The sequence below is a fragment of the Bacillus sp. OTU530 genome, from assembly GCF_038440375.1.
Map to the genome: position 1 here is coordinate 57,313 of NZ_JASATP010000001.1, position 25,025 is coordinate 82,337.

A 25,025-nucleotide genomic window follows, 5' to 3' on the forward strand; every position below is an offset into this window, starting at 1 on the left:
AAAACTATTGCTTGCCTTCTAAACGAAGCAGTTCATGAAATGATGCGATGGCAACCTCTACTTGATCATCTGTAGGTTCCTTCGTGGTGAGAAGCTGCAGCCATAATCCCGGGTACCCGAGGACGCGCAAAACAGGAACGTTGCGCACTAAATTTGTAATCTGCAATACTTCAAACGAAATTCCCAGCACAACGGGAATGAGAAGGATGCGGTTGATAACACGTGCCCACAGCGGTTCTGTCGGTACAAGCAAGTATACAAACATTCCGACAATGACAGTAAATAGAATAAAGCTGCTGCCGCAACGATAGTGGAGACGCGTTTGACCTTGCACATTTTCCACGGTTAGCGGAAGGTTGCTTTCATACGCGTTAATCACTTTATGCTCTGCTCCGTGATATTGAAATACCCGCTTAATGAGCGGTGTAAGGGAAACGAAATAAATATAGACAAGAAGCAGAATAAGCTTAATAATACTTTCAATCATGACTTGAGCGAGATGTGAAGGAAATATTGGTTTCGTCAAGTCTGCCAGTATTGCAGGAACGGCAGTGAAAATCACTTTTCCAAATAGAAAGGAAAGGATGCCGACTGCTGCTACTCCAAGGATCATTGTGAGCTTAGATTGCTCTTCTTGTTTCTTCTGTGCCAGTGTGTGATCATCATGCGGATCTACATCAAATCGTTCCGATGAGAAGTTCAGATGCTTTGATCCGTTTGCACTCGCATTTAAAATTGCAGCAATGCCGCGCAAGAATGGAATACGTTTGAGAATGTTAAGGAATCGGTTCTGCATACGCGGCAATCGATAAAACTCGATCGACGAATCCTTTCTTCGAACGGCTGTAACAGTATATTCTCTGCCGCCGAACATAACTCCTTCTATTACGGCTTGCCCGCCGTAGATTTGTTTTGCTTCCTCTGCCATGTAAACACCAACCTGTATTTATTTTCTTCATTGTATCGGTAAAACTTGCTCTCTGACAAGCAAAATACAAAGGCTGGGTTTTTATACTCTTTGTTTTCGTTATAGACATGTTTTTTTCCTTTTAAACTCCAAATTTCAACATAAATTTTCTGTGTTGTGGGCATAGTAACAATTGGGGTGAAAAAATGGAAAATAAAAAAGAAAAGCCGTCATCTTTTACAAAAAAGGTAGCAGGAATTGGGATATTTGGTGGTTTGTTTTGGGGCTCCATCTGGTATTTTCTTCACATCTTTTCCTTTTCAGAGGCGGGGCCAAATTATCTGATTATGCCATTTGCGCTAGGAGATTGGAAGCAAGGTGTTTGGGGAAATCTATTGGGCATCGCACTCATGTCTATCGCATCGATTCTGGTCGCCATTTTATATGGGGCATGGTTTAAAAAGTTTCAGGGCATCACTCCGGGTATTATATATGGGATAGTTCTATGGGCTCTTATTTTCTTCGGGGTTGGGCTTCTATCTCCCGTTGTGAAACATGCACTGGAATTTTCGCGACCTACATTCGTTACAACTCTTTGTATTTTTATTTTATATGGCGTATTCATTACTTATTCCGTGTCCTTTAAAGCCGCAGAAGAAAATCGCACAAAGGCGAACAGCGAGACAGCCTATTCAAATAAGCCTTGAGCTATGATAGAATGTTCTAAGAACATTCTTTTTTGCACTTTTAAGAAAGCATAAATTTCCAGCTAGAGGCTACTTCGACGCAACAAAAAATTTTAGGAATAAGGTAGAAGTGCAACTGCGCCTCTGTCTTTGCCTAACGGCTTGCCAGTCGGCGAGTTTTCTTTATTAAGGTCACAGACAGCGAGAAGATTGCTCCTCATGAACGGCCAAACTTGAACTTCCGCGGCATGCAAGGGTCAAGCATGTACGGCGTAAAACGATTATGCTATGGGGAGGCGTAAGAATGGAAAAATTAACAAAGCTGAGAAGTATGCTCCGGCAAGAGGGCATTGATGGGCTTTTGCTAACAAACAGCTACAATCGTACATATATGACAGGATTTACGGGCACGGCGGGTGTTGTATTGCTTTCTGCAGAGCGTGCGCTTTTTATTACGGATTTCCGCTATGTGGAGCAGGCGCAAAAACAAGCAGTCGGTTACGAAATTGTCCAGCATACAGGTCCAATTACAGAAGAGGTGGCAAAGCGAGCAAAAGAACTTGGTATCACGAAGCTAGGCTTTGAACAAGATACTCTTACATATAGCGAATATAGAATGTATGGCGATAAGACAGAGGCGGAGCTAGTGCCGGTTTCTGGTCTGGTGGAAAAGTTACGCTTGATTAAGACGGATGCGGAGATTAAGATATTAAAGGAAGCTGCGCAGATTGCCGATGCTGCCTTCACTCATATCCTATCATTCATTCGTCCAGGTGTTTCCGAGCTTGCGGTGTCGAACGAGTTGGAGTTTTTCATGCGCAAACAAGGTGCTGCTGCTTCTTCGTTTGATATTATAGTGGCCTCTGGGCATCGTTCCGCGCTTCCGCATGGCGTAGCATCTGAAAAGCTGATTGAAACAGGTGAGTTTGTTACACTGGACTTCGGTGCGTATTATAAGGGATATTGTTCGGACATTACGCGTACAATTGCCGTTGGTGAACCTTCTCAAGATCTGAAGGATATTTATGATGTGGTTCTTGAGGCGCAGCTGCGCGGCTTGGACGGCATTCGTGCCGGCGTAACAGGAAAAGAAGCTGATGCCTTGACGCGTGATTACATAACAGAAAAAGGCTATGGACAGTATTTTGGTCATTCTACAGGTCACGGCATTGGTCTTGAGATTCATGAAGGGCCTGGTCTGTCTATTCGTTCTGACACGGTGCTTGAGCCGGGCATGGCTGTTACCGTTGAGCCGGGTATTTATATCGCAGGCTTGGGCGGTGTGCGCATTGAGGATGACGTCATTGTAACAAAAGAAGGTAACGAAATTTTGACTCATTCCCCGAAGGAGCTCATTATTTTATAACATACTAGTAGGAGGATTTTTAGAATGATTTCAGTAAATGATTTTCGTACAGGTTTAACAATTGAAACAGATGGCGGAATTTGGCAAGTTATCGAGTTCCAACACGTAAAGCCAGGTAAAGGAGCGGCATTCGTACGTTCGAAGCTTCGTAACCTTCGCTCAGGATCAATTCAGGAAAAAACATTCCGTGCGGGTGAAAAAGTAGAAAAAGCGCATATCGAAAACCGTCGTATGCAATATTTGTATGCAAGCGGGGAAGCTCATGTATTCATGGATAATGAAAGCTACGAGCAGCTTGAAATCCCAGAAAAGCAAATTGAGCGCGAGCTGAAGTTCTTGAAGGAAAACATGGAAGTATTCATCATGACATTCCATGGTGAAGTACTTGGCGTTGAGCTTCCAAATACGGTAGAGCTAAAGGTTGTAGAAACAGAGCCGGGTATTAAAGGTGATACTGCATCTAACGTAACGAAGCCTGCAACATTAGAAACAGGCCTAGTTGTACAAGTGCCAATCTTCATCAACGAAGGCGAAGTGTTAATTATTAACACGGTAGAATCTAGATACGTATCCCGTGCGTAATATAGGAAATGAGGAAGAGAGAGCGTAGAGCTCTCTCTTTTTGTTTTTTCATTTACGTTTTGGGTTGTTCGGGCGGGCATGGGGGCATTCGTTTCTTTATTTTGATTTTTTTTGGGCTTTTACTGCTATTTGTTCAAGCCCATTTTCTCCTGCAAATTCTACATCTGCTTTTGGTACAGCATTTTTACTGTTCTTAAATTGGTTATTTTTATTTTTTGCCATTTTTCATCACCCTTGTAATTTGATTTAGTTATGTTTTAAGGATACTTAATATTATAAAAACACTACATTAAGATAATGTCGTGATCTTATCATTATCAGCATCCCTGATTTTAGTTTGCTTTCTTTTTTGCTGGCTATGCTATTTGATTTTCTTCTTGCACTCAACTGCAAATGAATCCTTTTCCAAGTCCTTCTCTGAAAAATCCTTTTTTCCGCTTCTGAAATGGACAACCGGTGCATATCGTTGTACAAACGTATTTTTTTACAGCAGGAAGGTGAGCAGATGAAACAATGGATAGCTGGAGTGGAAACAGCGGTGCTTGCAATGGCGACGCTTCGTCTGTTTTCGGGAAGCCTTGAGATCTTGGCGGCGCTTATTATGCTTCATTTCAATGATGCCAAAAAGGCGCTGGCGGTAAATGGAATGCTTGCATTTGTCGGGCCGACAGTATTGATTTTGACAATGTCGATTGGCGTTTTGAGCGTAGCAAATGAGCTGTCGTTTTTAAAACTGTTTTTTCTTGTGCTTGGTATCAGCTGTATTTTAATTGCAGTGTTTAAGTAGAAACAAATTGGGGAGAAGGCTATGAGAGAAGTATTCGAAATATTGCCAAGAGAGATACAATCCATACTGGGAAAAGAGCTGCCCCAGGACTTGGAGGAAATTCGTCTTCGTCTGCAAAGACCGCTTGAATGCGTCATGCGGGGGAAGCCGCATTTTTATGACTATATTGTCAGTGCAGATGATGCGCTGTATTTGCTGAATAAGCTCAGCCATTTTTCTTTGTATACGATGGAAGAGGAGCTGAAGCGCGGGTATGTTACGCTGCGCGGCGGACACCGCGTGGGTCTAGCAGGTAAAGTGATTACAGAAAAGGGTGCTGTGAAAATGATTCGTGATGTTGCATCTTTTAATATTCGTATCGCAAAACAAAAGATAGGCATCGCCGAGCCGCTTTTGCCGTACATATATGAAGATAGATGGCTGAATACGATGATTATCGGACCGCCGCAAACAGGGAAAACAACGCTGCTGCGCGATGTTGCCCGTATGATGAGTACAGGTGTGAAGAAACGGGGAATCCCATCTTCTAAAGTAGGGATTGTAGATGAGCGATCTGAAATTGCTGGATGTGTAAAAGGCGTTCCGCAGTATGAGCTCGGAGCGCGTGTCGATGTGCTAGATGCTTGTCCAAAAGCAGAAGGGATGATGATGCTGATCCGCTCAATGAGCCCTGATGTGCTTATCGTGGACGAGATAGGGCGTCAGGAGGACAGCGAGGCGATTATGGAGGCGGTAAACGCAGGGGTGCAACTATTTGTAACCGTCCACGGATACGAGAGGGATGATGTATTCAAGCGGCCATCCTTGCGCGCCATGCTAGAGCTCGGCTTATTTGATAGATTCATTGAATTATCGCGTTCGCACGGGCCAGGAACTATAAGGAGAATCAAGGATAGCAGCGGACAAACGCTATTACAAAAAACGAGGGTGAACAGCGTATGATCAAAATCATTGGAGCGGTGTTCATTGTTGCGGCAACAACGTGGATTGGCTTTGAGTTTGCGAATAAGCTCAGGGAGCGCCCGCGGCAGCTTCGATTAATGCGGGCGGCGCTGCAGTCGCTGGAGGCGGAAATTATGTACGGGCATACGCCGCTTGCAGAAGCAGCTGAGAGGCTTGCAAAACAAATACCAAAACCGCTTTGCTTTTTATTTGAAGGGTTCAGTCAGCAGCTAGAGCAGGGAGAAAAAACCGTGCGGGAGGCATGGTTGTCCAGTCTGGAGCATGTTTGGAAACGGGCGGCGATGAAGCGGGCGGAATATGAGATCCTGCAGCAGTTTGGCGAAACGCTTGGACAGCATGACAGGGAGTCGCAGCAAAAGCATATTCGCTTATGCTTGACGCATTTAGAACGGGAAGAGGGAGAAGCAAAGGAGTCACAGCTTCGCTCTGAAAAAATGATAAGAAGTCTTGGGGTATTGTCGGGGCTCCTTATCGTCATTTTATTGCTGTAGGAGGAGAGGAGTATGTCCATTGATGTTGGCTTGATTTTTCAAATCGCAGGCATTGGCATTATTTTAGCCTTTATTCATACGGTGTTAAAAGAGCTAAAGCGCGAGGATATCGCCAACTGGGTCATTCTCGTCGGCTTTGTCGTTATTTTATTTCACGTGGCATTTCTAATTAATAATTTGTTCGACAAAATTAAAAGCGTCTTTTTGTTTCAGTAAAGGTGGGCGACTGTCATCGAGATTTTGCAAATTGTCGGCTTGGGACTTATCGCCACCTTTTTGGCAGCATTACTCAATCAGCATAAATCAAGCTTAACTACTTTGTTTGTCGTATTTGTTGGAAGCGTGATGTTCTTGATTCTAATCGACCAAATTCAAGTTGTGCTGCATATGATTGAGAAAATTGCCAGCCAAGCGAAGGTAAGCAATGTATATGTGGAAACGTTATTGAAAATCATCGGAATCGCCTACATCGCTGAGTTTGGCGCACAGGTAACAAAGGATGCGGGGCAGGGAGCAATCGCTGCGAAAATCGAGCTAGCCGGGAAAATTTTAATTCTTGTGATGGCGATTCCAATCCTAACAGTTGTTATTGAAACAATCCTTGGTTTTTTGCCGAAGTAGGGAGGTGACATGATGCTACAAAAAACAAGTGCCAAACTGCTATTTTTATTTTTCTTGCTTTTTTCTTTGCCAAATGTAGTACAAGCTTCCCCGAACACGCAGCAGCCGATTGATGAGAAGATTGTGAATGACCAGTTGAATAAGCTTGGAATTGAAGATATTCAAACCTATTGGGAGGATCTTGTGACAAACTACGGCGGCTATTTGCCGGAAAGTCAAAAAGGGAGTTTTCTGGAGTTTATAAAAGGGGAGAAGCAATTTTCAATCCAGGAATGGTTTAAAGGGCTTCTTAAATTTTTGTTTCATGAGCTTATCGCCAATAGCAAATTGCTTGGGACGCTCATTTTGCTCACTATATTCAGCGCGCTGCTGCAATCGCTGCAGTCGGCATTTGAAAAGAGCAGCATCGCAAAAATTGCGGATGCGGTTGTGTACATGGTGCTGACAGTGTTTGCGTTAAATAGCTTTTATATCGTCACAACATATGCGAAGGATACGATTCAAACGATGATTGATTTTATTCTTGCGCTTCTGCCGATCCTGCTTGCGCTCATTGCAACGGGAGGCGGTGTGATATCTGTTTCGTTCTTTCACCCGATTATTATCTTTTTAATGAATACAAGCGGTTTACTGATGAATTATTTTGTGCTGCCGCTTTTATTTTTAGCTACGATTTTAAGCATTGTCAGCACGATGAGTGATCAATACAAGGTAACGAAGCTATCCAAGCTGCTGCAAAATGTAAGCATTGGTGCGCTTGGCGTATTTTTAACAATATTCCTCGGTGTTTTGTCTGTGCAGGGAACTGCAACAGCAGTGGCAGACGGGATCGCGGTGAAAACGGCAAAGTTTGTTACCGGTAACTTTATTCCCGTTGTCGGGCGCATGTTTACCGAAGCTAGCGATACAGTGCTCAGCGCTTCCGCTCTTTTAAAAAATACAGTCGGTATTGCCGGCGTTGTCATTTTACTTGTAATTGTTGCGTTTCCAGCGATTAAAATTTTCGTGATCGCGTTGATTTATAAATTTGCAGCCGCTGTTTTGCAGCCGCTTGGCAGCAACTCTGTCATTCAATGTCTTGATATTATCGGCAAAAGCATCATCTACGTCTTTGCGGCGCTCGCTATTGTCTCTCTTATGTTCTTTTTAAGCATTAGCATCATTGTTGCGGCCGGCAACTTAACGCTGATGGTGCGCTAGGAGGTGAGGGAATGGAGTTTGTAACAGAGTGGGTTCGCAATATTATTATCTTTCTTTTGCTCGCGACTGTTCTTCATATGATTCTACCAAGATCAAGCATGCAAAAGTACGTGAAGTTCGTCGTGAGCTTGCTGCTTATCGTCCTCATTTTAAGCCCCTTATTTCAGCTGCTAAAGGCAGATGTACCGGAACTAATTGATAAATTAAGCCGACAACCGTACGGAACAGATGGAGAGATAGAAAATTTAATAGATAAAAAGAAAACAGAAATACAAGCTTCACAGCGTGCATATATTTTAGAACAGATGGCTGTCCAAATGAAAAAGGAAGTGGCGCAGAAGCTGCAGGATGAATATGGCGTCACGATAGCTAATCTGCATCTTGTCGTTCCAGAGGATAAGCAGGATGTAACATCACAGCAGGATGTTCAGTCGGTTTCTGTTACCGTTTCCGAAGAAGAGCCGCAGCGGTCAGGAGCTGTGGAGGCGGTGAAGCCGATTGAGGTCGACACGAGCACACCGTATGAATCACGCATAGACAACGATGCCTCTCAGGATATTCAAAAGTTTCTTGCACAGGAGTGGCAGCTAGAGAAAAGCAAAGTTCAAGTACACACAGAAGGGGGGACAGGAAAAGCAAATGAATGAGAAGAAGCCTAACATCTTTCGCAAGCTTTTTAAGGGAGACGGCGAAGACGGCAAAGCGACTAAAAAAGTCGCGCCTAAGCTTGTGCTCGTCTTGCTGGCGCTTGGCATTGTGCTCATGTTTTCGGGGAGCTTATTTCAGCCGAGAAAAGAAGAGACCGCCGTATTCAGTCCGCAAACAAGCACAGAAGCAGAGCAGGACGCCCCTGCATTCGCCAGCAAAAACGATGATTCCTCTGTGATTGACAAGTATGAAAAAGACTACGAAGATCAGCTGCGAGACGCCCTTGAAACCGTAAAGGGCGTGAAGGATGTAAGCGTCATTGTTAATCTTGATTCCTCAGAAGTGAAGGTAATTGAAAAAGAAACAGAAACGCGTACGCAAAGTACAGATGAGACAGACCGTGATGGGGGACAGAGAAAGGTAACAGAATCCTCCACGAATCAGAAGCCAACGATCATAAGGGAAGACAACAAGGAGGCTCCTATCGTTACAAAAGTAGATAAGCCGGAAGTACGCGGCGTTCTCATCGTGGCGAAAGGAGCCGATAACATAGAGGTTAAGAAAATGATTATCGAAGCAGTGACGCGGACACTCGGCGTACCGAGTCATCGTGTTTCTGTTTTGCCAAAAAAACAATAGGGAGGAACAGAAGTGGTGAAAAAGCAAACAGTATGGTTATTAACAATGCTGAGTCTTGTCGTAGTCTTGTCTGTCTATTACGTAACAACGCCGGATAGCCAGAAATCAAATATGGTAACGAGCCCTGTGGAGCAAAGCACGAAGGATAAGGATGCAGCTTCTGAAGATACAAGCAAGGATACTTCGGTAAAGTCCTCCGGAGATGAGCAGTTTACAGAGCTTCGTTTACAAATGGAGGATCAGCGCAGCGAAGCAAAAGCAGACCTGCAAAGCATCATCACATCTGCGACTGCTTCCGCACAAGAAAAAAGCAAGGCATATGAGGACTTTCAAGCAATCAATACATTAGCTGAAAAAGAAGCGCTCCTAGAAACATTAGTAAAGAGCCAAGGCTTTGATGATGCGCTTGTACGCGCAGACGGTGAATCTATCCGCATTACAGTAAAAGCCAACAAGCTGTCCAAGCAAGACGCGAACAAAATTATTCAGCTTGCCAGAAGCGAAGTTGGGCAAAAGCAGGTTGCTGTAAAATTTGAGCCATCTAAATAAGGACACAATAGCTACTGGGAGTCCCCTAGTAGCTGCTTTTTTTTTGCACTTTAGGAAAGTGGTCTTGCCAATTTCGTATCAGGCTTGATATTATTACTAGATAATAAACACAGTAATCAACTGTAAATTTTTTCAAAAAAAGATGCAGGGAACTTTAAAAATAATTGGAATTTCAAAAGACCTGTCGTAAGATGGAATTGAAAATGTAACCAAGTATATGGGAGTGATTGTAGATGTTTAAAATACAGGAAGTTCGTGAATTAATTAAGCTAATAGACAACTCGAACATCGATGAATTCGAATACGCCAACGAAGGCACAACAATCAAAATGAAAAAGCAAGGAAACGCGACAGTTGTGTATGAAGCAGCACCTGCTCCGAAGCAAGAGGCTCCTGCAGCAGCACCTGCCCCTGTTGCCTCTGCGCCAGCTGCTGCAGCAGTTCAGCAGGAAGCAGCTCCGCAGCCGGCAGAGACTGCAAATCTGCATAAAATTACCTCGCCGATGGTTGGTACGTTTTATGCGTCTCCATCACCAGAGGCCCCTGTATATGTAAACGCGGGAGATCGAGTAAATAAGGATACTGTCGTTTGTATTGTAGAGGCGATGAAGCTCTTTAATGAAATCGAAGCAGAAGTAAGCGGAGAAATCGTGGAAGTATTAGTGAAAAGCGGTCAGCTTGTTGAGTATGGTCAGCCATTATTTCTTGTAAAAGCTTAAAGGAGTTAAGAGCGATGATAAAAAAAGTATTGATTGCAAACCGCGGGGAAATTGCTGTACGCATTATCCGTGCTTGTAAGGAGATGGGAATTGAGGCAGTTGCCATTTATTCCGAGGCTGATAAAGAAGCACTTCACGTGCAGCTAGCTGATGAGGCATATTGCGTTGGACCAACCCCTTCAAAGGAAAGTTACCTGAATCTGACAAATATCATTAGCGTCGCGAAGCTTACAGGCTGTGATGCAATCCATCCTGGTTATGGGTTTTTAGCTGAAAATGAGACCTTTGCTGAGCTTTGCCGCGAGTGTAACATCATTTTCATTGGCCCAAGCCCGGAAGCTATTACGAAGATGGGAATCAAGGACGTAGCTCGCGATACAATGAAAGAAGCAGGCGTACCAATTGTGCCTGGCTCACAAGGAATTATTGAAAGTACAGACGAAGCGGTTGAACTTGCAAATAAAATGGGATATCCTGTTATTATTAAGGCAACGGCCGGCGGCGGCGGAAAGGGTATCCGTGTAGCGCGCAATGAGCAAGAGCTTGTAAAGGGCATCCAGATTACACAGCAGGAAGCCAGCACGGCGTTTGGTAATCCGGGCGTCTATATCGAAAAGTACATTGAGGATTTTCGTCATGTTGAAATTCAAGTAATGGCGGATACGCATGGAAATGTGATTCATCTCGGTGAACGTGACTGTACGATTCAGCGCCGTCTGCAGAAGCTGCTTGAGGAAACTCCTTCCCCGGCATTAGACGAAGATATTCGCCGTCAAATGGGTGAAGCTGCGGTCAAAGCGGCAGCAGCAGTAAACTATACAGGGGCAGGTACAGTTGAATTTATTTACGAGCATAAGCAGAAGAAGTTTTACTTTATGGAAATGAATACAAGAATTCAAGTAGAGCATCCTGTTACTGAAATGGTAACGGGCGTGGATTTAATTAAGGAACAAATTCGTGTTGCATCAGGAGAACGTCTTTCTCTCACGCAGGAGGAAGTGAGCTTTAACGGCTGGGCCATCGAATGCCGTATTAATGCGGAAAACCCAGCGAAAAACTTTATGCCGTCTGCTGGAAAGGTGCAAATGTACTTGCCGCCGGGTGGATTCGGTGTACGTGTTGATTCAGCGGTGTATCCTGGCTACACTATTCCTCCTTATTACGATTCCATGGTTGCGAAGCTGATTACGTATGGGAAAACAAGGGAAGAAGCAATCGCAAAGATGAAACGCGCTTTAAGTGAATTCGTCATTGAAGGTGTACATACAACAATTCCGTTTCATTTGCAGCTTCTAGACCATCCTGATTTTGTAAAGGGAGATTTCAATACGAAATTTCTTGAGGAGCATGAGCTTGTAAAGCAATAAAAGCAAGGCTCTAAAAGATATACTTTCTTAATTTTAAAAGGGAGGTTTTGTCCATGGCGGAAAATATGTTAGATATGGGGCAAGAAACGAACCTCGGTAAAGTAGAAATTGCTCCTGAGGTCATTGAAGTGATCGCAGGTATTGCTGCTACGGAAATAGAAGGAGTTGCAGCAATGCGAGGCAATTTTGCAGCAGGCGTGGTAGAACGTCTAGGAAAGAAAAACCACGGTAAGGGTGTAAAGGTAGAGCTAACGAACGAAGGAATTGTGGTGGATGTATATGTGCTCATGTATTTTGGCGTATCCATTCCGTCGGTTGCACAAAGCATTCAAGACAACATCCGTCAGGCGCTGCTTACAATGACAGGTCTTGACTTGAAAGAAGTCAATGTACATGTTGTAGGTGTAACCTTCGATACACAAAAAACAGAAGTGGACCCGATTTAATCCGAAAAGCGGACATAGTCCCATTTTCCTGCAATGGAGATTCGTTTCCTGTGCGGGGAAATAGCTGCGGTAGCTAGATAGACCCTAAATTTATTACTTTCTTTTAGAGAAAGGACCGGTTGGGCATTATGCCTCGGTCCTTTTTTGCACTGTAAGAAAGGATAAATTTCCGGCTAGAAGCAAATTCGACGTAGTAGAACTTTAGGAACAAAGTAGGCTGTGATATAGCTGTTCTAATCAAAAAAATTTTGCCGTTTATCCATATGCATTATTGTAAACCCGTACATTCTACAGGGAAAAACAGGTGGAAGTTAACTTTTTTCGGCAAATGGTAAGGTGAGTCTGTGTATAGAGCAGTAAATTGTGGTATGATTATGATATTAAGGACAAACATACATATGAAAGCAGTTAAGCTGATGTTCAGCTTATAAATTATGACAGTATAACAAAGCATAAAAGCAAAAGCATAAAAGCATAAAAGCAAAAGGAGAGTTACCATGAAACGCAGGACGGCTAGAGAAAGAGCGATGCAAGCACTCTATCAAATGGATATCGCAGGAGATATAGACCCGCAAACGGCGGTTGCTAATACCCTAGAAGAAGAAGGAGAAAACAGCAACGCCTTTTTGGAGCAACTTGTGATTGGCTGCGCAGCACATAAGGATGAAATTGATGCCATGATCAGTGAGCATTTGGAGAACTGGAAGCTTGATCGCGTCGGCACAGTCGACCGCAATATTTTGCGCATTGCTGTGTATGAGCTGAAGTATATGGAGGATATTCCGCACAGCGTATCCATCAACGAGGCAATTGAAATTTCAAAGATTTATGGAGATGATGAATCGCGCCGCTTTATTAACGGTGTGTTATCTAAAATTAAAGAAACATTATAATGTTGAGTAGGGGGATTTAACATGACAGCAGAATTAATTAAAGGATCAGAAATTGCAAAGAAAAAAAGAGGCGAGCTAAAGGAACAAACAGCACAGTTAAAGGAGCAAGGTGTAACACCAGGCTTGGCAGTTATCCTTGTTGGAGATGATCCGGCTTCTCATTCGTATGTAAAAGGAAAGGAAAAGGGCTGTGAAGAGGTTGGTATTTACTCAGAGCTGATTAAGTTCGATGCGACGATTACAGAGGAGCGTTTGCTTCAGGAAATCGATCGTTTAAATGAGGCTGATAATATTCATGGCATTCTTGTACAATTGCCGTTACCAAAGCACATTAACGAAGATGCTGTGATTGAGCGTATTTCTCCTGAGAAGGACGTGGACGGCTTCCATCCGATCAGCGTTGGTAAAATGATGATTGGACAAGATACGTTCCTTCCATGTACACCGCATGGCATCATAGAAATGGTCAAGGAAAAAAATATCGACATGCGAGGCAAGCATGTGGTTGTAATCGGTCGAAGCAATATCGTTGGAAAGCCTGTTGGACAGCTGTTCTTGAACGAGGATGCAACGGTAACATATTGCCATTCCAAAACAACGAACCTAAAGGAAATTACAAAGCAAGCTGATATTCTTGTGGCAGCGGTTGGCCGTGCGAAAATGGTTACAGCTGACTATGTGAAGGACGGAGCTGTTGTGCTTGACGTTGGGGTAAATCGTCTGGATACAGGCAAGCTGTGCGGGGATGTTGATTTTGACGAGGTACAAAATATTGCAAGCTATATTACACCAGTTCCAGGCGGCGTTGGTCCAATGACAATTACGATGCTGCTTCATAACACTGTATTATCTGCTGAGCGTGCGAAGGCTGCTTACGCTAAAGCGTAACAGAGCTAGGGCATGGAAACGAAATATTTAACTGTGACAGCTTTAACGAAGTACATTAAAGCAAAAATGGAACGCGACCCGCATTTGCAAACAGTTTGGCTAAAAGGAGAAATTTCGAATTTTAAGCACCATGGCCGCGGGCATATGTACTTTACGTTAAAGGATGCAGGAGCCAAAATATTGGCGGTTATGTTTGCCGGCTATAACCGAAGCCTCGCGTTTATGCCGGAGGACGGCATGACAGTTTTAGTCAAAGGGCAGATTTCCGTTTACGAGGCAAGCGGAAACTATCAGATATATGTGCAGGAAATGCAGCCGGATGGTGTTGGGAATTTATATTTGGCATATGAACAGCTTAAGGCGCGATTGGAAAAGGAAGGATTGTTTTCACAGCTGTATAAACAACCGCTTCCGTTATATCCGCAAACGATCGGGGTCATTACGTCACCGACTGGAGCGGCTGTTCGTGATATTGTAACGACCATTAAGCGCAGGTATCCAATTGCAAAAATTATGGTGCTGCCAGCCCTTGTGCAAGGGGAGTTTGCGGCTGCTTCGATAGCCAAGGCGATTCATACGGCAAATGAGATTGGAATCATTGATGTTTTGATCGTGGGGCGCGGCGGCGGCTCCATTGAAGAGCTGTGGGCATTTAATGAGGAAGAGGTTGCTCGGGCAATTTCTGAGAGTCGTGTACCCATCATTTCAGCGGTTGGACATGAAACGGACTTTACGATTGCCGATTTTGTAGCAGATTTGCGTGCGCCAACTCCTACAGCGGCAGCTGAATTGGCGGTGCCAAATATCATTGAGCTACGGGAGCGCGCCGCGCAGCGAACGCTTCGGCTGAATCGGGCAATGTCCAGCTATATGAGGGAAAAACGGGAGCAGCTAGTGCAGTTGCAAAAATCGTATGCATTTCGGTATCCGAAGCAGCTGTACGTGCAAAAGGAGGAGCAGCTAGATCAGCTTCTCGATCGGCTGCAACGGGCAAAGCTGCAATATATGGAACGCAAGCACACGCATGTGCAGCGGCTTTCACTCCGCATGCAAAAGCATCATCCTGCCGCAAAGCTTGAGCGTGCCAGGGCCGTGCTTGACTCACTGCGAAAGCAGCTGCAGCGAGAAACCCGTTCGATTGTGAAAACGAAGGCTTTTACTTTCACTCGTGCAGCGGAAAAGCTGGATGCATTAAGCCCCCTGCGTATTATGATGCGCGGCTATAGCCTTGCTAAGGATGAACAAAAGCGGATTTTAAAGAGCGTAAAGCAAGTGCAGCCCGGAGATGCAATTACGGTACAGGTACAGGACGGCGTACTGGATTGTCATGTATGGGGAATTGAGGAGCGTGACTTACACGATGGAAAAGAACGTAAGCTTTGAAGAAGCAATTACAAAGCTAGAAGAAATCGTTGAAAAGCTAGAGCAGGGAGATGTCCCGCTTGAGGATGCCATTTCATATTTTAAAGAAGGTATGCAGCTTTCAAGCATTTGTGATGAGAAGCTAAAGGCAGCTGAGGAGCAGATGGCGGTTATTCTTGGAGAAGACGGCGAGCTTCGTTCATTTGCTGTCGGAGGCGAGGAAGCATGAGCATTTCGTTTGAAGTTTTTGCAAAAGAAAGCAAAAGATTGCTTGAAAGTCAAATGACAGAGTATGCAAAAGCAGTTTCATGTCCGGCTGTGCTGCGGGATGCGATGCTGTACTCGCTCGAAGCGGGCGGCAAGCGAATTCGCCCGCTTCTTCTTTTTGCAACGCTCCATGCGTTTCAAAAGAAACGAGAAATCGGTCTTGCAGCAGCAAGTGCTTTAGAAATGATTCATACATATTCTCTCATTCATGACGATCTTCCTTGTATGGATGATGATGAACTAAGACGGGGGAAACCAACCAATCATAAAGTGTTTGGAGAGGCGATGGCGGTTTTGGCAGGAGATGGCTTGCTAACATATGCATTTCAAGTACTTGCTGAAAACCGTCACCCAGAAGTAACCGAAGCAATGAATTTGCGTCTTGTGCTCGAACTGGCAAAAGCAGCCGGACCAGAGGGGATGGTTGCTGGGCAGGTAGCAGATATGGAAGCGGAAGGAAAGCAGCTAACACTCTCGCAGCTTGAGTACATTCATCAAAACAAAACCGGACGATTGCTAGAATTTTCTGTGTTAGCAGGCGCGGTTCTGGCAGGTGCTTCTTTGGCGCAAACAGAAAAATTGATGGAGTTTGCTCGCAACCTTGGCCTTGCCTTCCAAATTCGCGATGACATTTTAGATGTAGAAGGAAATGAAGAAGAAATCGGCAAGCGCGTTGGAAGTGACGCGGCGAATGAAAAGAGTACGTATACCACCCTTTTCTCTATGGAAGAAGCAAAGCAAATTTTACACGAAACAACAGAACGTGCCAAAAACGCTGTCCGCTCCTTACAGCTGCAGGATGAGTATTTGCTGCAAATTTGTGAGCTTGTAGCAAAGCGCACGCATTAAGCTACATACAATTTATACAACATGGCATTTTTATCATACAAAACCTCACAGTTGTTGAGCGTCTTTATATTTTATGGTATAAATGTAAACAAAGGTTTTTCTCTTATTGTGATTAAAAAATTGTATAAAAGTGAAAGTAACGGCCGTTATCACTTTGTGTTAGCGGCTCTTTTTTCAAATACTAAAACGTGTTGGGTACGAGGCTTCTTGAGCTCTCAAGGATGCGTACAAGTCTTTTTATGTCACTTTTTATACAAAAGAGCTTGTCAAGGGCTTCATATCCTTGTCTGTAGGCGAATATAGTACGAACAGGAGCAAATGTGGGCTATGCTTGCTTTTCTGTACACTTTAAAAAGTATGAATTTCCAGCTAGAAGCGAATTCGACGTGGTGAGAAACTTTAGGAATACAGTATAAGTGCAACTACGCCTCTGTCTTCGCCCAAGAGCAGGGCTTGCCAATCGGCGAGTTTTCTTTACACTGTAGAAAAGGATAAATTTCCAGCTAGAAGCGAATTCGACGTGGTGAGAAATTTTAGGAATACAGTATAAGTGCAACTACGCCTCTGTCTTCGCCCAAGAGCAGGGCTTGCCAATCGGCGAGTTTTCTTTAAAAATGCTACTAACTTGACAAGATTTTTTTTATAATAAGTCCAGTGACAGGCCTGAATACGATTATGATAATGAAAGTGAGTGATCCTAGTGGATCTAACCCAAATTCAAAACCCCAGCTTTTTAAAAAATATGTCTATAGAGGAAATGACAGAGCTGGCCGCCGATATTCGCAGCTTTTTAATCGAAGAGCTGTCCCAAACAGGGGGGCATATTGCCCCGAACTTAGGAGTCGTTGAGTTAACGATTGCGCTTCATAAGGTGTTCCGTAGTCCACAGGATAAATTTCTTTGGGATGTTGGCCACCAATCATACGTGCATAAAATTTTAACTGGGCGTGCGAAGGAATTCGATACGCTGCGTCAATATAAAGGGCTATGCGGATTTCCAAAGCGCTGTGAGAGTGAGCATGATGTATGGGAAACAGGGCACAGCTCCACTTCCTTATCAGCTGCGATGGGAATGGCGATTGCGCGCGACTTGAAAAAAACAAAGGAATATATTGTTCCGATTATTGGCGACGGCGCGCTAACGGGCGGAATGGCGCTGGAAGCACTGAATCATATCGGACATGAAAAAACAGATATGATTGTAATTTTAAATGACAATGAAATGTCGATTGCGCCAAATGTGGGAGCGCTTCATAATGTGCTTGGCCGTTTGCGTACAGCTGGCAAGTATCAATGGGTAAAGGACGAGCTGGAATATTTGCTTAAGAAGATTCCTGCCGTTGGAGGCAAGGTAGCGGCGACCGCGGAAAAGGTGAAGGATAGCTTGAAATATATGTTCGTTTCCGGCATGTTTTTTGAAGAGCTAGGCTTTACATATTTAGGACCGGTTGACGGGCATGATTACGAAAGCTTACTGGAAAATCTTCATTACGCGAAAAAAACAAAAGGGCCGATTCTTGTTCATGTTATCACGAAAAAAGGAAAAGGGTATAAACCAGCGGAGAGCGATATCGTCGGTACATGGCATGGAACGGGTCCTTACAAAATCGAGTCCGGTGATTTCGTGAAGCCGGCGGGTGATCCTCTTCCTCCTGCCTGGAGTAAGATCGTAAGTGATACGGTGCTGCGAATGGCAAGGGACGATGATCGTATTGTTGCGGTTACACCGGCGATGCCTGTTGGTTCGAAGCTTGAAAAATTTGCGAAGGAATTCCCAGATCGTATGTTTGATGTAGGAATTGCAGAGCAGCATGCGACAACGATGGCAGCTGGCTTGGCAACGCAAGGAATGAAGCCTTTTTTGGCTATTTACTCGACGTTTCTGCAGCGAGCATATGACCAGGTGCTGCATGATGTATGCCGACAAAATTTAAATGTATTTTTCGGTATTGACCGCGCCGGACTTGTCGGGGCCGATGGCGAAACGCATCAAGGAGTGTTTGATATCGCCTTTTTGCGTCATATGCCAAATCTCGTCATTATGATGCCAAAGGATGAGAATGAAGGACAGCACATGGTATATACGGCGTTATCGTACGATGATGGTCCGATTGCACTTCGTTATGCACGTGGAAATGGTCTCGGCGTTTCGATGGATAAGGAATTGAAACCTATCCCGATTGGAACGTGGGAAACACTTCAAGAAGGAACCGATGCAGCAATTTTAACTTTCGGCACAACTATTCCAATGGCAATGGAAGCAGCTGAGCGTTTGGAGAAACTAGGCGTTTCTGTACAGGTAGTGAATGCCCGTTTTATTAAGCCGATGGATGAAATCTATCTGCACGATTTATTCGCTAGACAGATACCTGTCGTAACGCTTGAGGAGGCGTGTCTTGCGGGTGGCTTCGGAAGCGGTGTGCTTGAATTTGCACACACAAAAGGGTACCATAACGCGTTAGTAGAGTGTATGGGTATTCCAGATCGATTTATTGAACACGGCAGTGTAAATAAGCTGCTTGAGGAAATTGGGCTTACAACAAAAGATGTGGTGGAGCGCGTTCATGCGATTGTTCCATCCAAACAAAAAAGGGCGTAATGTATGAGCGGAAAGAAAGAACGAATTGATGTATTACTTGTAGAACGCGGACTTGTAGAAACGCGTGAAAAAGCAAAGCGTGCCATCATGGCCGGCCTTGTATACTCTAATGAAGGCCGCCTTGATAAGCCAGGCGAGAAAATTGCGGCAGATACACCTTTAACAGTGAAAGGGCAAGTCATGCCATATGTAAGCCGCGGCGGCTATAAGCTTGAAAAGGCACTCAAGCATTTCAATCTTGACTTAAAGGATAAGATTATGCTTGATATTGGGGCATCGACAGGCGGTTTTACCGATTGCGCACTGCAAAATGGCGCAAAACTCTCGTATGCGCTTGATGTCGGCTATAACCAGCTTGCTTGGAAGCTGCGGCAGGATGAACGTGTTGTCGTAATGGAGCGGACGAATTTCCGTTATGTTACGCCCGCTGATTTTCAAGAGGGAATGCCTGAGTTTGCAAGCATAGACGTGTCGTTTATCTCGCTCCGTTTGATTTTACCGGTGCTGAAAACGGTGCTCATGCCAGAGGGTGATGTGGCAGCACTTATTAAACCACAATTTGAAGCGGGTAAGGATCAGGTCGGGAAAAAGGGAATTGTACGCGATAAAAAGGTGCACGAAGCTGTTGTAGAGAAAATTACTTCGTTTGCCTTAGAAGAGGGCTACGATGTTTGCAGCTTAACGTTCTCTCCGATTACAGGCGGGGATGGCAACATTGAATTTTTAATCCATCTCAAGTGGCGCCCCGGGCGAGAGCACGGAGACAATCTTTCTCCTGTTTCTGCTGCAGAAGCGGTAGCTGAAGCACATGAGACGTTAAAGCAAAGGGAACAAGAGGAATAATTGCTGCAAACGCAAGGAGCCTATCATCTCTGCTAACGGATGATAGGCTTTTTCCACTGTTGAAGTCTAGATTTTCAGCTAGAGGCGCATTCAGTCTATGCGTATAAATATGCACTGGAATGATCTGGATATATGGATTATACTTGAAAACAAATATGTACAACTGTTTCATTATGCGTTAACATAGAAAATGAGAGACTAGGATAGGGAGAATCTTTGGAAGATTGTGTGAGGTGCAGGAATAATGAACAAAGGTCAGCGCCATATTAAAATTCGTGAAATTATTGCGAATAAAGAAATTGAGACGCAGGACGAGCTTGTTGACATTTTGCGTAATGAAGGCTTTAATGTAACACAAGCCACAGTGTCTCGCGATATTAAAGAATTGCATTTAGTTAAGGTGCCGCTTCATGACGGCCGTTATAAATATAGCCTCCCAGCAGACCAACGGTTTAATCCGCTGCAAAAGCTAAAGCGTAATCTAATTGATTCTTTTATCAAGCTAGATACGGCAGGCCATATGATTGTATTGAAAACGTTGCCTGGTAACGCCAATGCAATCGGAGCGCTCATTGATCATCTTGAATGGGATGAAATTCTCGGAACCATTTGCGGTGACGATACATGCTTAATTATTTGCCGTACACCGGACGATACAGAATCGATTTCTGACCGCTTATTAAATATGCTATAACAGACTGTGGGTCTGCACTATTATGTTTGAAAAAGCTCTTAAGTCATTTCTGTTTGAAGAAGCTGAAAAGTGAGCCGTTGTTTTTTTAATTTCGGTATAAAGAAAAGTAAGAAAGCGCCCGGAAACTTTTACATTTCGAGCGCTTTCTCTTTTTTTGTAAATATGGTATTGTGAGAACGAGGTGAATGAGGCATTGTTATCGGAACTATCGATTAAGAACTTTGCGATTATTGAGCTATTAAATATTTCGTTTCAAAAAGGTCTTACTGTTTTGAGCGGGGAAACAGGTGCCGGGAAATCGATTATTATTGATGCGATCAGCCTTCTTGTCGGTGGACGCGGCTCATCAGAGTTTGTGCGCTATGGGACGGAAAAGGCCGAAATTGAAGGATTGTTTTATGTAGAGCATGCCACCCATCCGTGTGTGGAAAAGGCAAAGGAATTGGATATTGATGTTGAGGATGGGATGCTCATTTTAAAACGCGACATTTCTGCGACAGGAAAAAGCATTTGCCGCGTAAATGGAAAGCTCGTGACACTTACCGCCCTGCGGGAAATGGGCAAAACGCTTGTGGACATTCATGGGCAGCATGAAACCCAGGATTTAATGAGTGAAGAGCGCCACCTCTCTATGCTTGATTATTTCGATGCTGATATTGTGATGAAGCAGCTGGAAGTGTACCAGGGCTATTATAGCGGATATGAAAAGGTAAAGAAGCAGCTGCGGTCGTTAACAGAGAATGAACAGCAAATGGCACATCGTCTTGACTTAATTCAATTTCAGGCGGAGGAGATTCGTAAAGCAGATCTGAAGCCGGAAGAAGATCAGGAGCTGTTAGAAGAACGAACAAAAATTTCCAACTTTGAAAAAATTTATAAGGCGCTGAGCGACGCGTATCGATCATTATCGGGAGATAATTGTGGCTTAGATCATGTGAGAAATGCAATGGGACAAGTTGAAGGAATCACGGATATTGATACCTCGCTCAAAGAGCAATACGATACAATTGCAAACAGCTATTATTTGCTGGAAGAGGCCGCATATGCATTGCGTGAGAAGCTCGATATGATGGAATATGACCCGCAGCGTCTCGATTATATTGAAACGCGCTTAAACGAAATTCGGACGCTGAAAAAGAAGTACGGACATACGGTGGAGGAGATTTTGGAATATGCTGCTGCTATTGAGGAGGAAATTTCCAAGATTGAAAATAAAGACGTACATATCGAACAGACAAAGAAGCAATTAAAAGAACTTGAAGCAGCTGCGGTGAAGGAAGCGATGACACTTAGTGCAATGCGTCAGGAGCTTGCTGTCCGTTTAACAGCTGCTATCCATCAGGAATTAAAAGAATTGTATATGGATAAAACAAAGTTTGAAATTATTATCGGAAAACGGGAGGGCTCATTAGATGATCCAACCGTAGACGGCATGCCGGTGAAGCTTGGTGCGGATGGATATGATCAGGTGGAATTTTACATTTCCACAAACCCAGGTGAGCCGTTAAAGCCGTTGTCTAAAGTTGCATCAGGCGGGGAGCTATCGCGCATTATCTTGGCATTAAAGAGCATTTTCTCCAAGCATCAAGGCGTAACGTCTGTCATTTTTGATGAGGTGGACACAGGTGTCAGCGGACGTGTAGCACAGGCAATTGCAGAAAAGATTTATCGGGTGTCAGTTGGCTCACAGGTGCTCTGCATTACGCATTTGCCGCAGGTAGCATCTATGGCGGATGCTCATCTGTTTATTCGCAAGCAGATTGCAAATGAGCGTACAACTACAACAGTTAATATGCTAAATAAGGAAGAAAAGGTGACAGAAATTGCCCGAATGATTTCAGGTGTGGAAATTACCGACTTAACAACCGAACACGCAAGAGAGCTCCTGCAGCAAGCGAACACTCTCAAGCATTCACAGGCTATCCTATAAATGGGATAGCTTTTTTCTTTCTAACGGTTATAAACAAGGCGTGACAAGGAGAAATTAAATGGTGAAGCCGCTTGGCTCAATGTGGGTTAGAAGCGAGGAGAGTGAAAGGATTGAAATTAAGACAAATTAGATATATATTTGGTGCATTTCTCCTTGTTTCGCTGCTAGTTATCGGGTTTTGTAAACCCGTTCGAGATTTTTTGGTTTTCCCTAAGCAAGTCGTATTATTTGAAGGACAACATTCTCAGGTTTCATCCTCGGTTCCTGTGTTTCAAGCAACCTCCACAAATCCGGCCGTTTTTACAGTTGGAGATCCGCAGCAAAAGGAGGCATTATCAGTAAACGCTCATGAAAGCGGCGAGGCTGAAATGGTACTAGAGCTGGCAGGGTTTCCTGTGAAAAAGGTAAATGTAAGAGTATTAAGGGATTTTAAAGTGCTTCCCGGCGGACAATCCATCGGAGTAAAGCTAAACACAAAAGGTGTGCTTGTTGTTGGGCATCATCTAATCCAAACAGCAAACGGCAGGTTATCTCCTGGGGAGACAGCCGGTATTAAGATTGGAGACATGATCACCGAAATAAACGGTAAAACCATCGAGCGCATGAGTGATGTGGCTCCGTTTATTCAGCATAGCGGAAAAACAGGCGAGCCTTTAAATATTGTACTGCTACGGGATTCAAAGCAGATTCGAACGAAATTAACACCGCTGAAGGCAAAGGATGAGGAGTCGTATCGCATTGGATTATACATCCGGGATTCGGCGGCCGGCATTGGAACGATGACGTTCATTGATCCAGAATCAATGAAGTACGGCGCACTTGGCCACGTCATTTCGGACGGCGATACGAAAAAGCCCATTCAAGTAGAGAATGGACAAATTGTTCGTTCAACAGTTACATCTATCCAGCGCGGAAGCAACGGAAATCCTGGCGAGAAGCTAGCACGTTTTTCCCCAGATCATGAAATTATCGGGAATATTACAACGAACAGCCCTTTCGGCATATTTGGGAAGCTAAACACAAATGTCAAAAACGGCATTATGGATCAAGCTCTTCCAATTGCTCTGTCACATCAAGTGAAAGAAGGACCAGCTAAAATTTTAACGGTCATTGAAAAGGATAAGGTAGAAGAGTTTGATGTGGAGATTGTCAGCAGTATTCCACAAAAATTCCCTGCTACAAAAGGAATGGTTGTCAAAATTACAGATAAGCGGCTTCTTGAAAAAACTGGCGGTATCGTGCAGGGCATGAGCGGAAGTCCAATTATTCAAGGCGGCAAGCTTATTGGAGCTGTTACCCATGTCTTTGTAAACGATCCAACCAGCGGTTATGGTGTCCACATTGAATGGATGTTAAACGAAGCAGGAATTAACATTTATAATCAATATGACCACCAGAAAAAAGCAAGCTGACACATCTCAGCTTGCTTTTTTCTGCCAGTTTTACATTTAAAGGTTTTTCCTCTTTTTATTTTAGTGTAGAATGGGAGAGAATAAGGTTTTTTCGTATAATTCTAAGAGCAGCAGAAGGAAGAAAAATGCTGTCTCCTGCTGTCTGATAGACATAAAAAGCGATGAATGAAACGAAAAGCCGCTGAAAAACAAAAAAAACGTGAGAAAATCAGGATTTTTCTTGCTTTTTTAGTAAATAAGGAATTTTCAAAAAGGAAATTTTAAACAATTGTCGAAAACTTCATTCATGTAACTTGTACTTTGCAAAGGAGAGACTGGAGTTAGGAAAAGGGAGGAAGAGCTGTGGAGAAGATTAAAGTATGCCTCGTGGATGATAATAAAGAGCTAGTCTCCATGTTGGAGGGCTATGTGTCGGCACAGGATGATATGGAAGTGATTGGAATCGCCTACAATGGACAAGAATGCTTGAACATGCTAAAAGATAGAAATCCGGACGTGCTCGTATTAGATATTATTATGCCTCATTTGGACGGTCTTGCTGTTTTGGAGAAACTTCGTATGATGGACAAACCAAAACAGCCGAATGTGATCATGTTAACTGCCTTCGGTCAAGAAGATGTTACCAAGAAGGCTGTAGATTTAGGGGCTTCATACTTTATCCTAAAGCCGTTTGATATGGAAAACCTAACGAGCCATATTCGTCAAGTGAGCGGCAAGCCGAGCGCCTTTGTCAAACGTCCGCTTCCTGCCTTTCGTTCTTCGCTTTCAGATGGAAAACCGAAAAATCTGGATGCGAGCATTACAAGTATTATTCACGAGATTGGTGTTCCGGCTCATATTAAAGGATATATGTATTTACGCGAAGCCATCTCAATGGTCTATAACGATATAGAATTGCTTGGTTCTATTACAAAAGTACTGTACCCGGACATTGCAAAGAAATATAACACAACAGCAAGCCGTGTAGAACGCGCAATTCGTCATGCGATAGAAGTAGCCTGGAGCCGCGGCAATATCGAGTCAATTTCTTCTTTGTTTGGTTATACCGTATCGATGTCAAAGGCAAAGCCTACGAACAGCGAATTCATTGCGATGGTTGCGGATAAACTGCGCCTCGAGCATAAGGCTTCTTGAGAGGGTTAGAATCAAGGGGCTTGGTGTTTTATTAACGTGATGAATGTTTTACAACTCCAATAAACTTTCAAGGAGGATCCCAGCGAATGGTTTAAGCTTATGCTGAAAAGCTGCGATTGGTTTTGTCCAAAAATTGGAGTTTATGCTGTATCTTGAGCTGATTTTAACAAATAAGTACGGAAT

Annotated in this window: 28 protein-coding genes; 26 read left to right on the forward strand and 2 right to left on the reverse strand. The window is 43.8% G+C overall.

Annotated features, from left to right (window positions below; all coding sequences use genetic code 11):
- Nucleotides 1-4: 4 nt before the first annotated feature.
- Nucleotides 5-928 carry a DUF1385 domain-containing protein gene (locus tag AAHB12_RS00310; protein ID WP_342043942.1) on the reverse strand — a complete coding sequence of 308 codons (924 nt, stop codon included), beginning with the start codon at nt 926-928 and terminating at the stop codon, nt 5-7.
- 185 nt (nt 929-1,113) lie between these two features.
- Between AAHB12_RS00310 and AAHB12_RS00315 the strand changes: the two genes are divergently transcribed.
- The 3 genes from AAHB12_RS00315 (at nt 1,114) to efp (ending at nt 3,541) form a co-directional block, all read left to right on the forward strand.
- Nucleotides 1,114-1,614 carry a YqhR family membrane protein gene (locus tag AAHB12_RS00315; RefSeq protein ID WP_342043943.1) on the forward strand — a complete coding sequence of 167 codons (501 nt, stop codon included), beginning with the start codon at nt 1,114-1,116 and terminating at the stop codon, nt 1,612-1,614.
- Between the two features lie 283 nt (nt 1,615-1,897).
- Entirely contained in the window at nt 1,898-2,959 is a 1,062-nt protein-coding gene (pepQ, locus tag AAHB12_RS00320; protein ID WP_342043944.1) for a Xaa-Pro dipeptidase, read from the forward strand.
- Between the two features lie 24 nt (nt 2,960-2,983).
- The gene (gene efp / locus AAHB12_RS00325) at nt 2,984-3,541 is read left to right on the forward strand and encodes an elongation factor P (RefSeq protein WP_129727182.1); all 558 of its coding nucleotides are present in this window, start codon (nt 2,984-2,986) and stop codon (nt 3,539-3,541) included.
- A 96-nt stretch (nt 3,542-3,637) separates the two neighbouring features.
- Here efp and AAHB12_RS00330 read toward each other — a convergent pair whose 3' ends face one another.
- Nucleotides 3,638-3,763 carry a hypothetical protein gene (locus tag AAHB12_RS00330; RefSeq protein ID WP_281278877.1) on the reverse strand — a complete coding sequence of 42 codons (126 nt, stop codon included), beginning with the start codon at nt 3,761-3,763 and terminating at the stop codon, nt 3,638-3,640.
- A gap of 283 nt (nt 3,764-4,046) precedes the next feature.
- Between AAHB12_RS00330 and AAHB12_RS00335 the strand changes: the two genes are divergently transcribed.
- The 23 genes from AAHB12_RS00335 (at nt 4,047) to spo0A (ending at nt 24,842) form a co-directional block, all read left to right on the forward strand.
- Nucleotides 4,047-4,328: a YqhV family protein gene (locus AAHB12_RS00335; RefSeq protein ID WP_129727181.1), complete on the forward strand. Its 282-nt coding sequence runs from the start codon at nt 4,047-4,049 to the stop codon at nt 4,326-4,328.
- Between the two features lie 21 nt (nt 4,329-4,349).
- Complete coding sequence (gene spoIIIAA / locus AAHB12_RS00340) at nt 4,350-5,270, forward strand: stage III sporulation protein AA (RefSeq protein WP_342043945.1); 921 nt, start codon at nt 4,350-4,352, stop codon at nt 5,268-5,270.
- Entirely contained in the window at nt 5,267-5,782 is a 516-nt protein-coding gene (spoIIIAB, locus tag AAHB12_RS00345; protein WP_129727179.1) for a stage III sporulation protein SpoIIIAB, read from the forward strand. The genes spoIIIAA and spoIIIAB overlap by 4 nt, the downstream gene beginning before the upstream one ends.
- A 12-nt stretch (nt 5,783-5,794) precedes the next feature.
- Nucleotides 5,795-5,998 carry a stage III sporulation protein AC gene (gene spoIIIAC / locus AAHB12_RS00350; protein WP_034638936.1) on the forward strand — a complete coding sequence of 68 codons (204 nt, stop codon included), beginning with the start codon at nt 5,795-5,797 and terminating at the stop codon, nt 5,996-5,998.
- 24 nt (nt 5,999-6,022) lie between these two features.
- Nucleotides 6,023-6,403: a stage III sporulation protein AD gene (gene spoIIIAD, locus AAHB12_RS00355; RefSeq protein ID WP_129727178.1), complete on the forward strand. Its 381-nt coding sequence runs from the start codon at nt 6,023-6,025 to the stop codon at nt 6,401-6,403.
- Nucleotides 6,404-6,415: 12 nt separating this feature from the next.
- Nucleotides 6,416-7,603, forward strand: coding sequence for a stage III sporulation protein AE (gene spoIIIAE / locus AAHB12_RS00360; RefSeq protein WP_342044040.1), 1,188 nt, complete (start codon nt 6,416-6,418; stop codon nt 7,601-7,603).
- An 11-nt stretch (nt 7,604-7,614) separates the two neighbouring features.
- Nucleotides 7,615-8,250 (forward strand): stage III sporulation protein AF, encoded by a 636-nt coding sequence (gene spoIIIAF, locus AAHB12_RS00365; protein ID WP_129727177.1) that lies wholly within the window; start codon nt 7,615-7,617, stop codon nt 8,248-8,250.
- Nucleotides 8,243-8,890 (forward strand): stage III sporulation protein AG, encoded by a 648-nt coding sequence (spoIIIAG, locus tag AAHB12_RS00370; RefSeq protein ID WP_129727176.1) that lies wholly within the window; start codon nt 8,243-8,245, stop codon nt 8,888-8,890. Before spoIIIAF ends, spoIIIAG begins: the two co-directional genes overlap by 8 nt.
- A 12-nt stretch (nt 8,891-8,902) precedes the next feature.
- Nucleotides 8,903-9,439 (forward strand): SpoIIIAH-like family protein, encoded by a 537-nt coding sequence (locus AAHB12_RS00375; protein ID WP_129727175.1) that lies wholly within the window; start codon nt 8,903-8,905, stop codon nt 9,437-9,439.
- 233 nt (nt 9,440-9,672) lie between these two features.
- Nucleotides 9,673-10,158 carry an acetyl-CoA carboxylase biotin carboxyl carrier protein gene (gene accB / locus AAHB12_RS00380; RefSeq protein WP_342043946.1) on the forward strand — a complete coding sequence of 162 codons (486 nt, stop codon included), beginning with the start codon at nt 9,673-9,675 and terminating at the stop codon, nt 10,156-10,158.
- A 14-nt stretch (nt 10,159-10,172) separates the two neighbouring features.
- Nucleotides 10,173-11,525 carry an acetyl-CoA carboxylase biotin carboxylase subunit gene (gene accC / locus AAHB12_RS00385; RefSeq protein ID WP_129727173.1) on the forward strand — a complete coding sequence of 451 codons (1,353 nt, stop codon included), beginning with the start codon at nt 10,173-10,175 and terminating at the stop codon, nt 11,523-11,525.
- A gap of 53 nt (nt 11,526-11,578) precedes the next feature.
- Complete coding sequence (locus tag AAHB12_RS00390) at nt 11,579-11,971, forward strand: Asp23/Gls24 family envelope stress response protein (protein WP_129727172.1); 393 nt, start codon at nt 11,579-11,581, stop codon at nt 11,969-11,971.
- A gap of 497 nt (nt 11,972-12,468) precedes the next feature.
- Nucleotides 12,469-12,864, forward strand: a complete 396-nt coding sequence (gene nusB, locus AAHB12_RS00395; protein ID WP_129727171.1) for a transcription antitermination factor NusB — start codon at nt 12,469-12,471, stop codon at nt 12,862-12,864.
- Between the two features lie 21 nt (nt 12,865-12,885).
- The gene (gene folD, locus AAHB12_RS00400; protein WP_129727170.1) at nt 12,886-13,752 is read left to right on the forward strand and encodes a bifunctional methylenetetrahydrofolate dehydrogenase/methenyltetrahydrofolate cyclohydrolase FolD; all 867 of its coding nucleotides are present in this window, start codon (nt 12,886-12,888) and stop codon (nt 13,750-13,752) included.
- Nucleotides 13,753-13,764: 12 nt separating this feature from the next.
- On the forward strand, nt 13,765-15,135 hold the full coding sequence (gene xseA / locus AAHB12_RS00405) for an exodeoxyribonuclease VII large subunit (RefSeq protein WP_342043947.1): 1,371 nt from the start codon (nt 13,765-13,767) through the stop codon (nt 15,133-15,135).
- Complete coding sequence (locus tag AAHB12_RS00410) at nt 15,113-15,343, forward strand: exodeoxyribonuclease VII small subunit (protein WP_129727168.1); 231 nt, start codon at nt 15,113-15,115, stop codon at nt 15,341-15,343. Before xseA ends, AAHB12_RS00410 begins: the two co-directional genes overlap by 23 nt.
- On the forward strand, nt 15,340-16,230 hold the full coding sequence (locus AAHB12_RS00415) for a polyprenyl synthetase family protein (protein ID WP_342043948.1): 891 nt from the start codon (nt 15,340-15,342) through the stop codon (nt 16,228-16,230). Before AAHB12_RS00410 ends, AAHB12_RS00415 begins: the two co-directional genes overlap by 4 nt.
- 700 nt (nt 16,231-16,930) lie before the next feature.
- Nucleotides 16,931-18,829, forward strand: coding sequence for a 1-deoxy-D-xylulose-5-phosphate synthase (gene dxs / locus AAHB12_RS00420; RefSeq protein WP_342043949.1), 1,899 nt, complete (start codon nt 16,931-16,933; stop codon nt 18,827-18,829).
- A gap of 3 nt (nt 18,830-18,832) precedes the next feature.
- Complete coding sequence (locus AAHB12_RS00425) at nt 18,833-19,672, forward strand: TlyA family RNA methyltransferase (protein WP_342043950.1); 840 nt, start codon at nt 18,833-18,835, stop codon at nt 19,670-19,672.
- 244 nt (nt 19,673-19,916) lie between these two features.
- Complete coding sequence (gene ahrC / locus AAHB12_RS00430; protein ID WP_129727163.1) at nt 19,917-20,366, forward strand: transcriptional regulator AhrC/ArgR; 450 nt, start codon at nt 19,917-19,919, stop codon at nt 20,364-20,366.
- 193 nt (nt 20,367-20,559) lie between these two features.
- Nucleotides 20,560-22,296, forward strand: a complete 1,737-nt coding sequence (recN, locus tag AAHB12_RS00435; protein ID WP_129727162.1) for a DNA repair protein RecN — start codon at nt 20,560-20,562, stop codon at nt 22,294-22,296.
- 101 nt (nt 22,297-22,397) lie between these two features.
- Complete coding sequence (spoIVB, locus tag AAHB12_RS00440) at nt 22,398-23,708, forward strand: SpoIVB peptidase (protein WP_129727161.1); 1,311 nt, start codon at nt 22,398-22,400, stop codon at nt 23,706-23,708.
- 342 nt (nt 23,709-24,050) lie between these two features.
- Nucleotides 24,051-24,842 carry a sporulation transcription factor Spo0A gene (gene spo0A, locus AAHB12_RS00445; RefSeq protein WP_129727160.1) on the forward strand — a complete coding sequence of 264 codons (792 nt, stop codon included), beginning with the start codon at nt 24,051-24,053 and terminating at the stop codon, nt 24,840-24,842.
- The last annotated feature ends 183 nt before the right edge of the window (nt 24,843-25,025 follow it).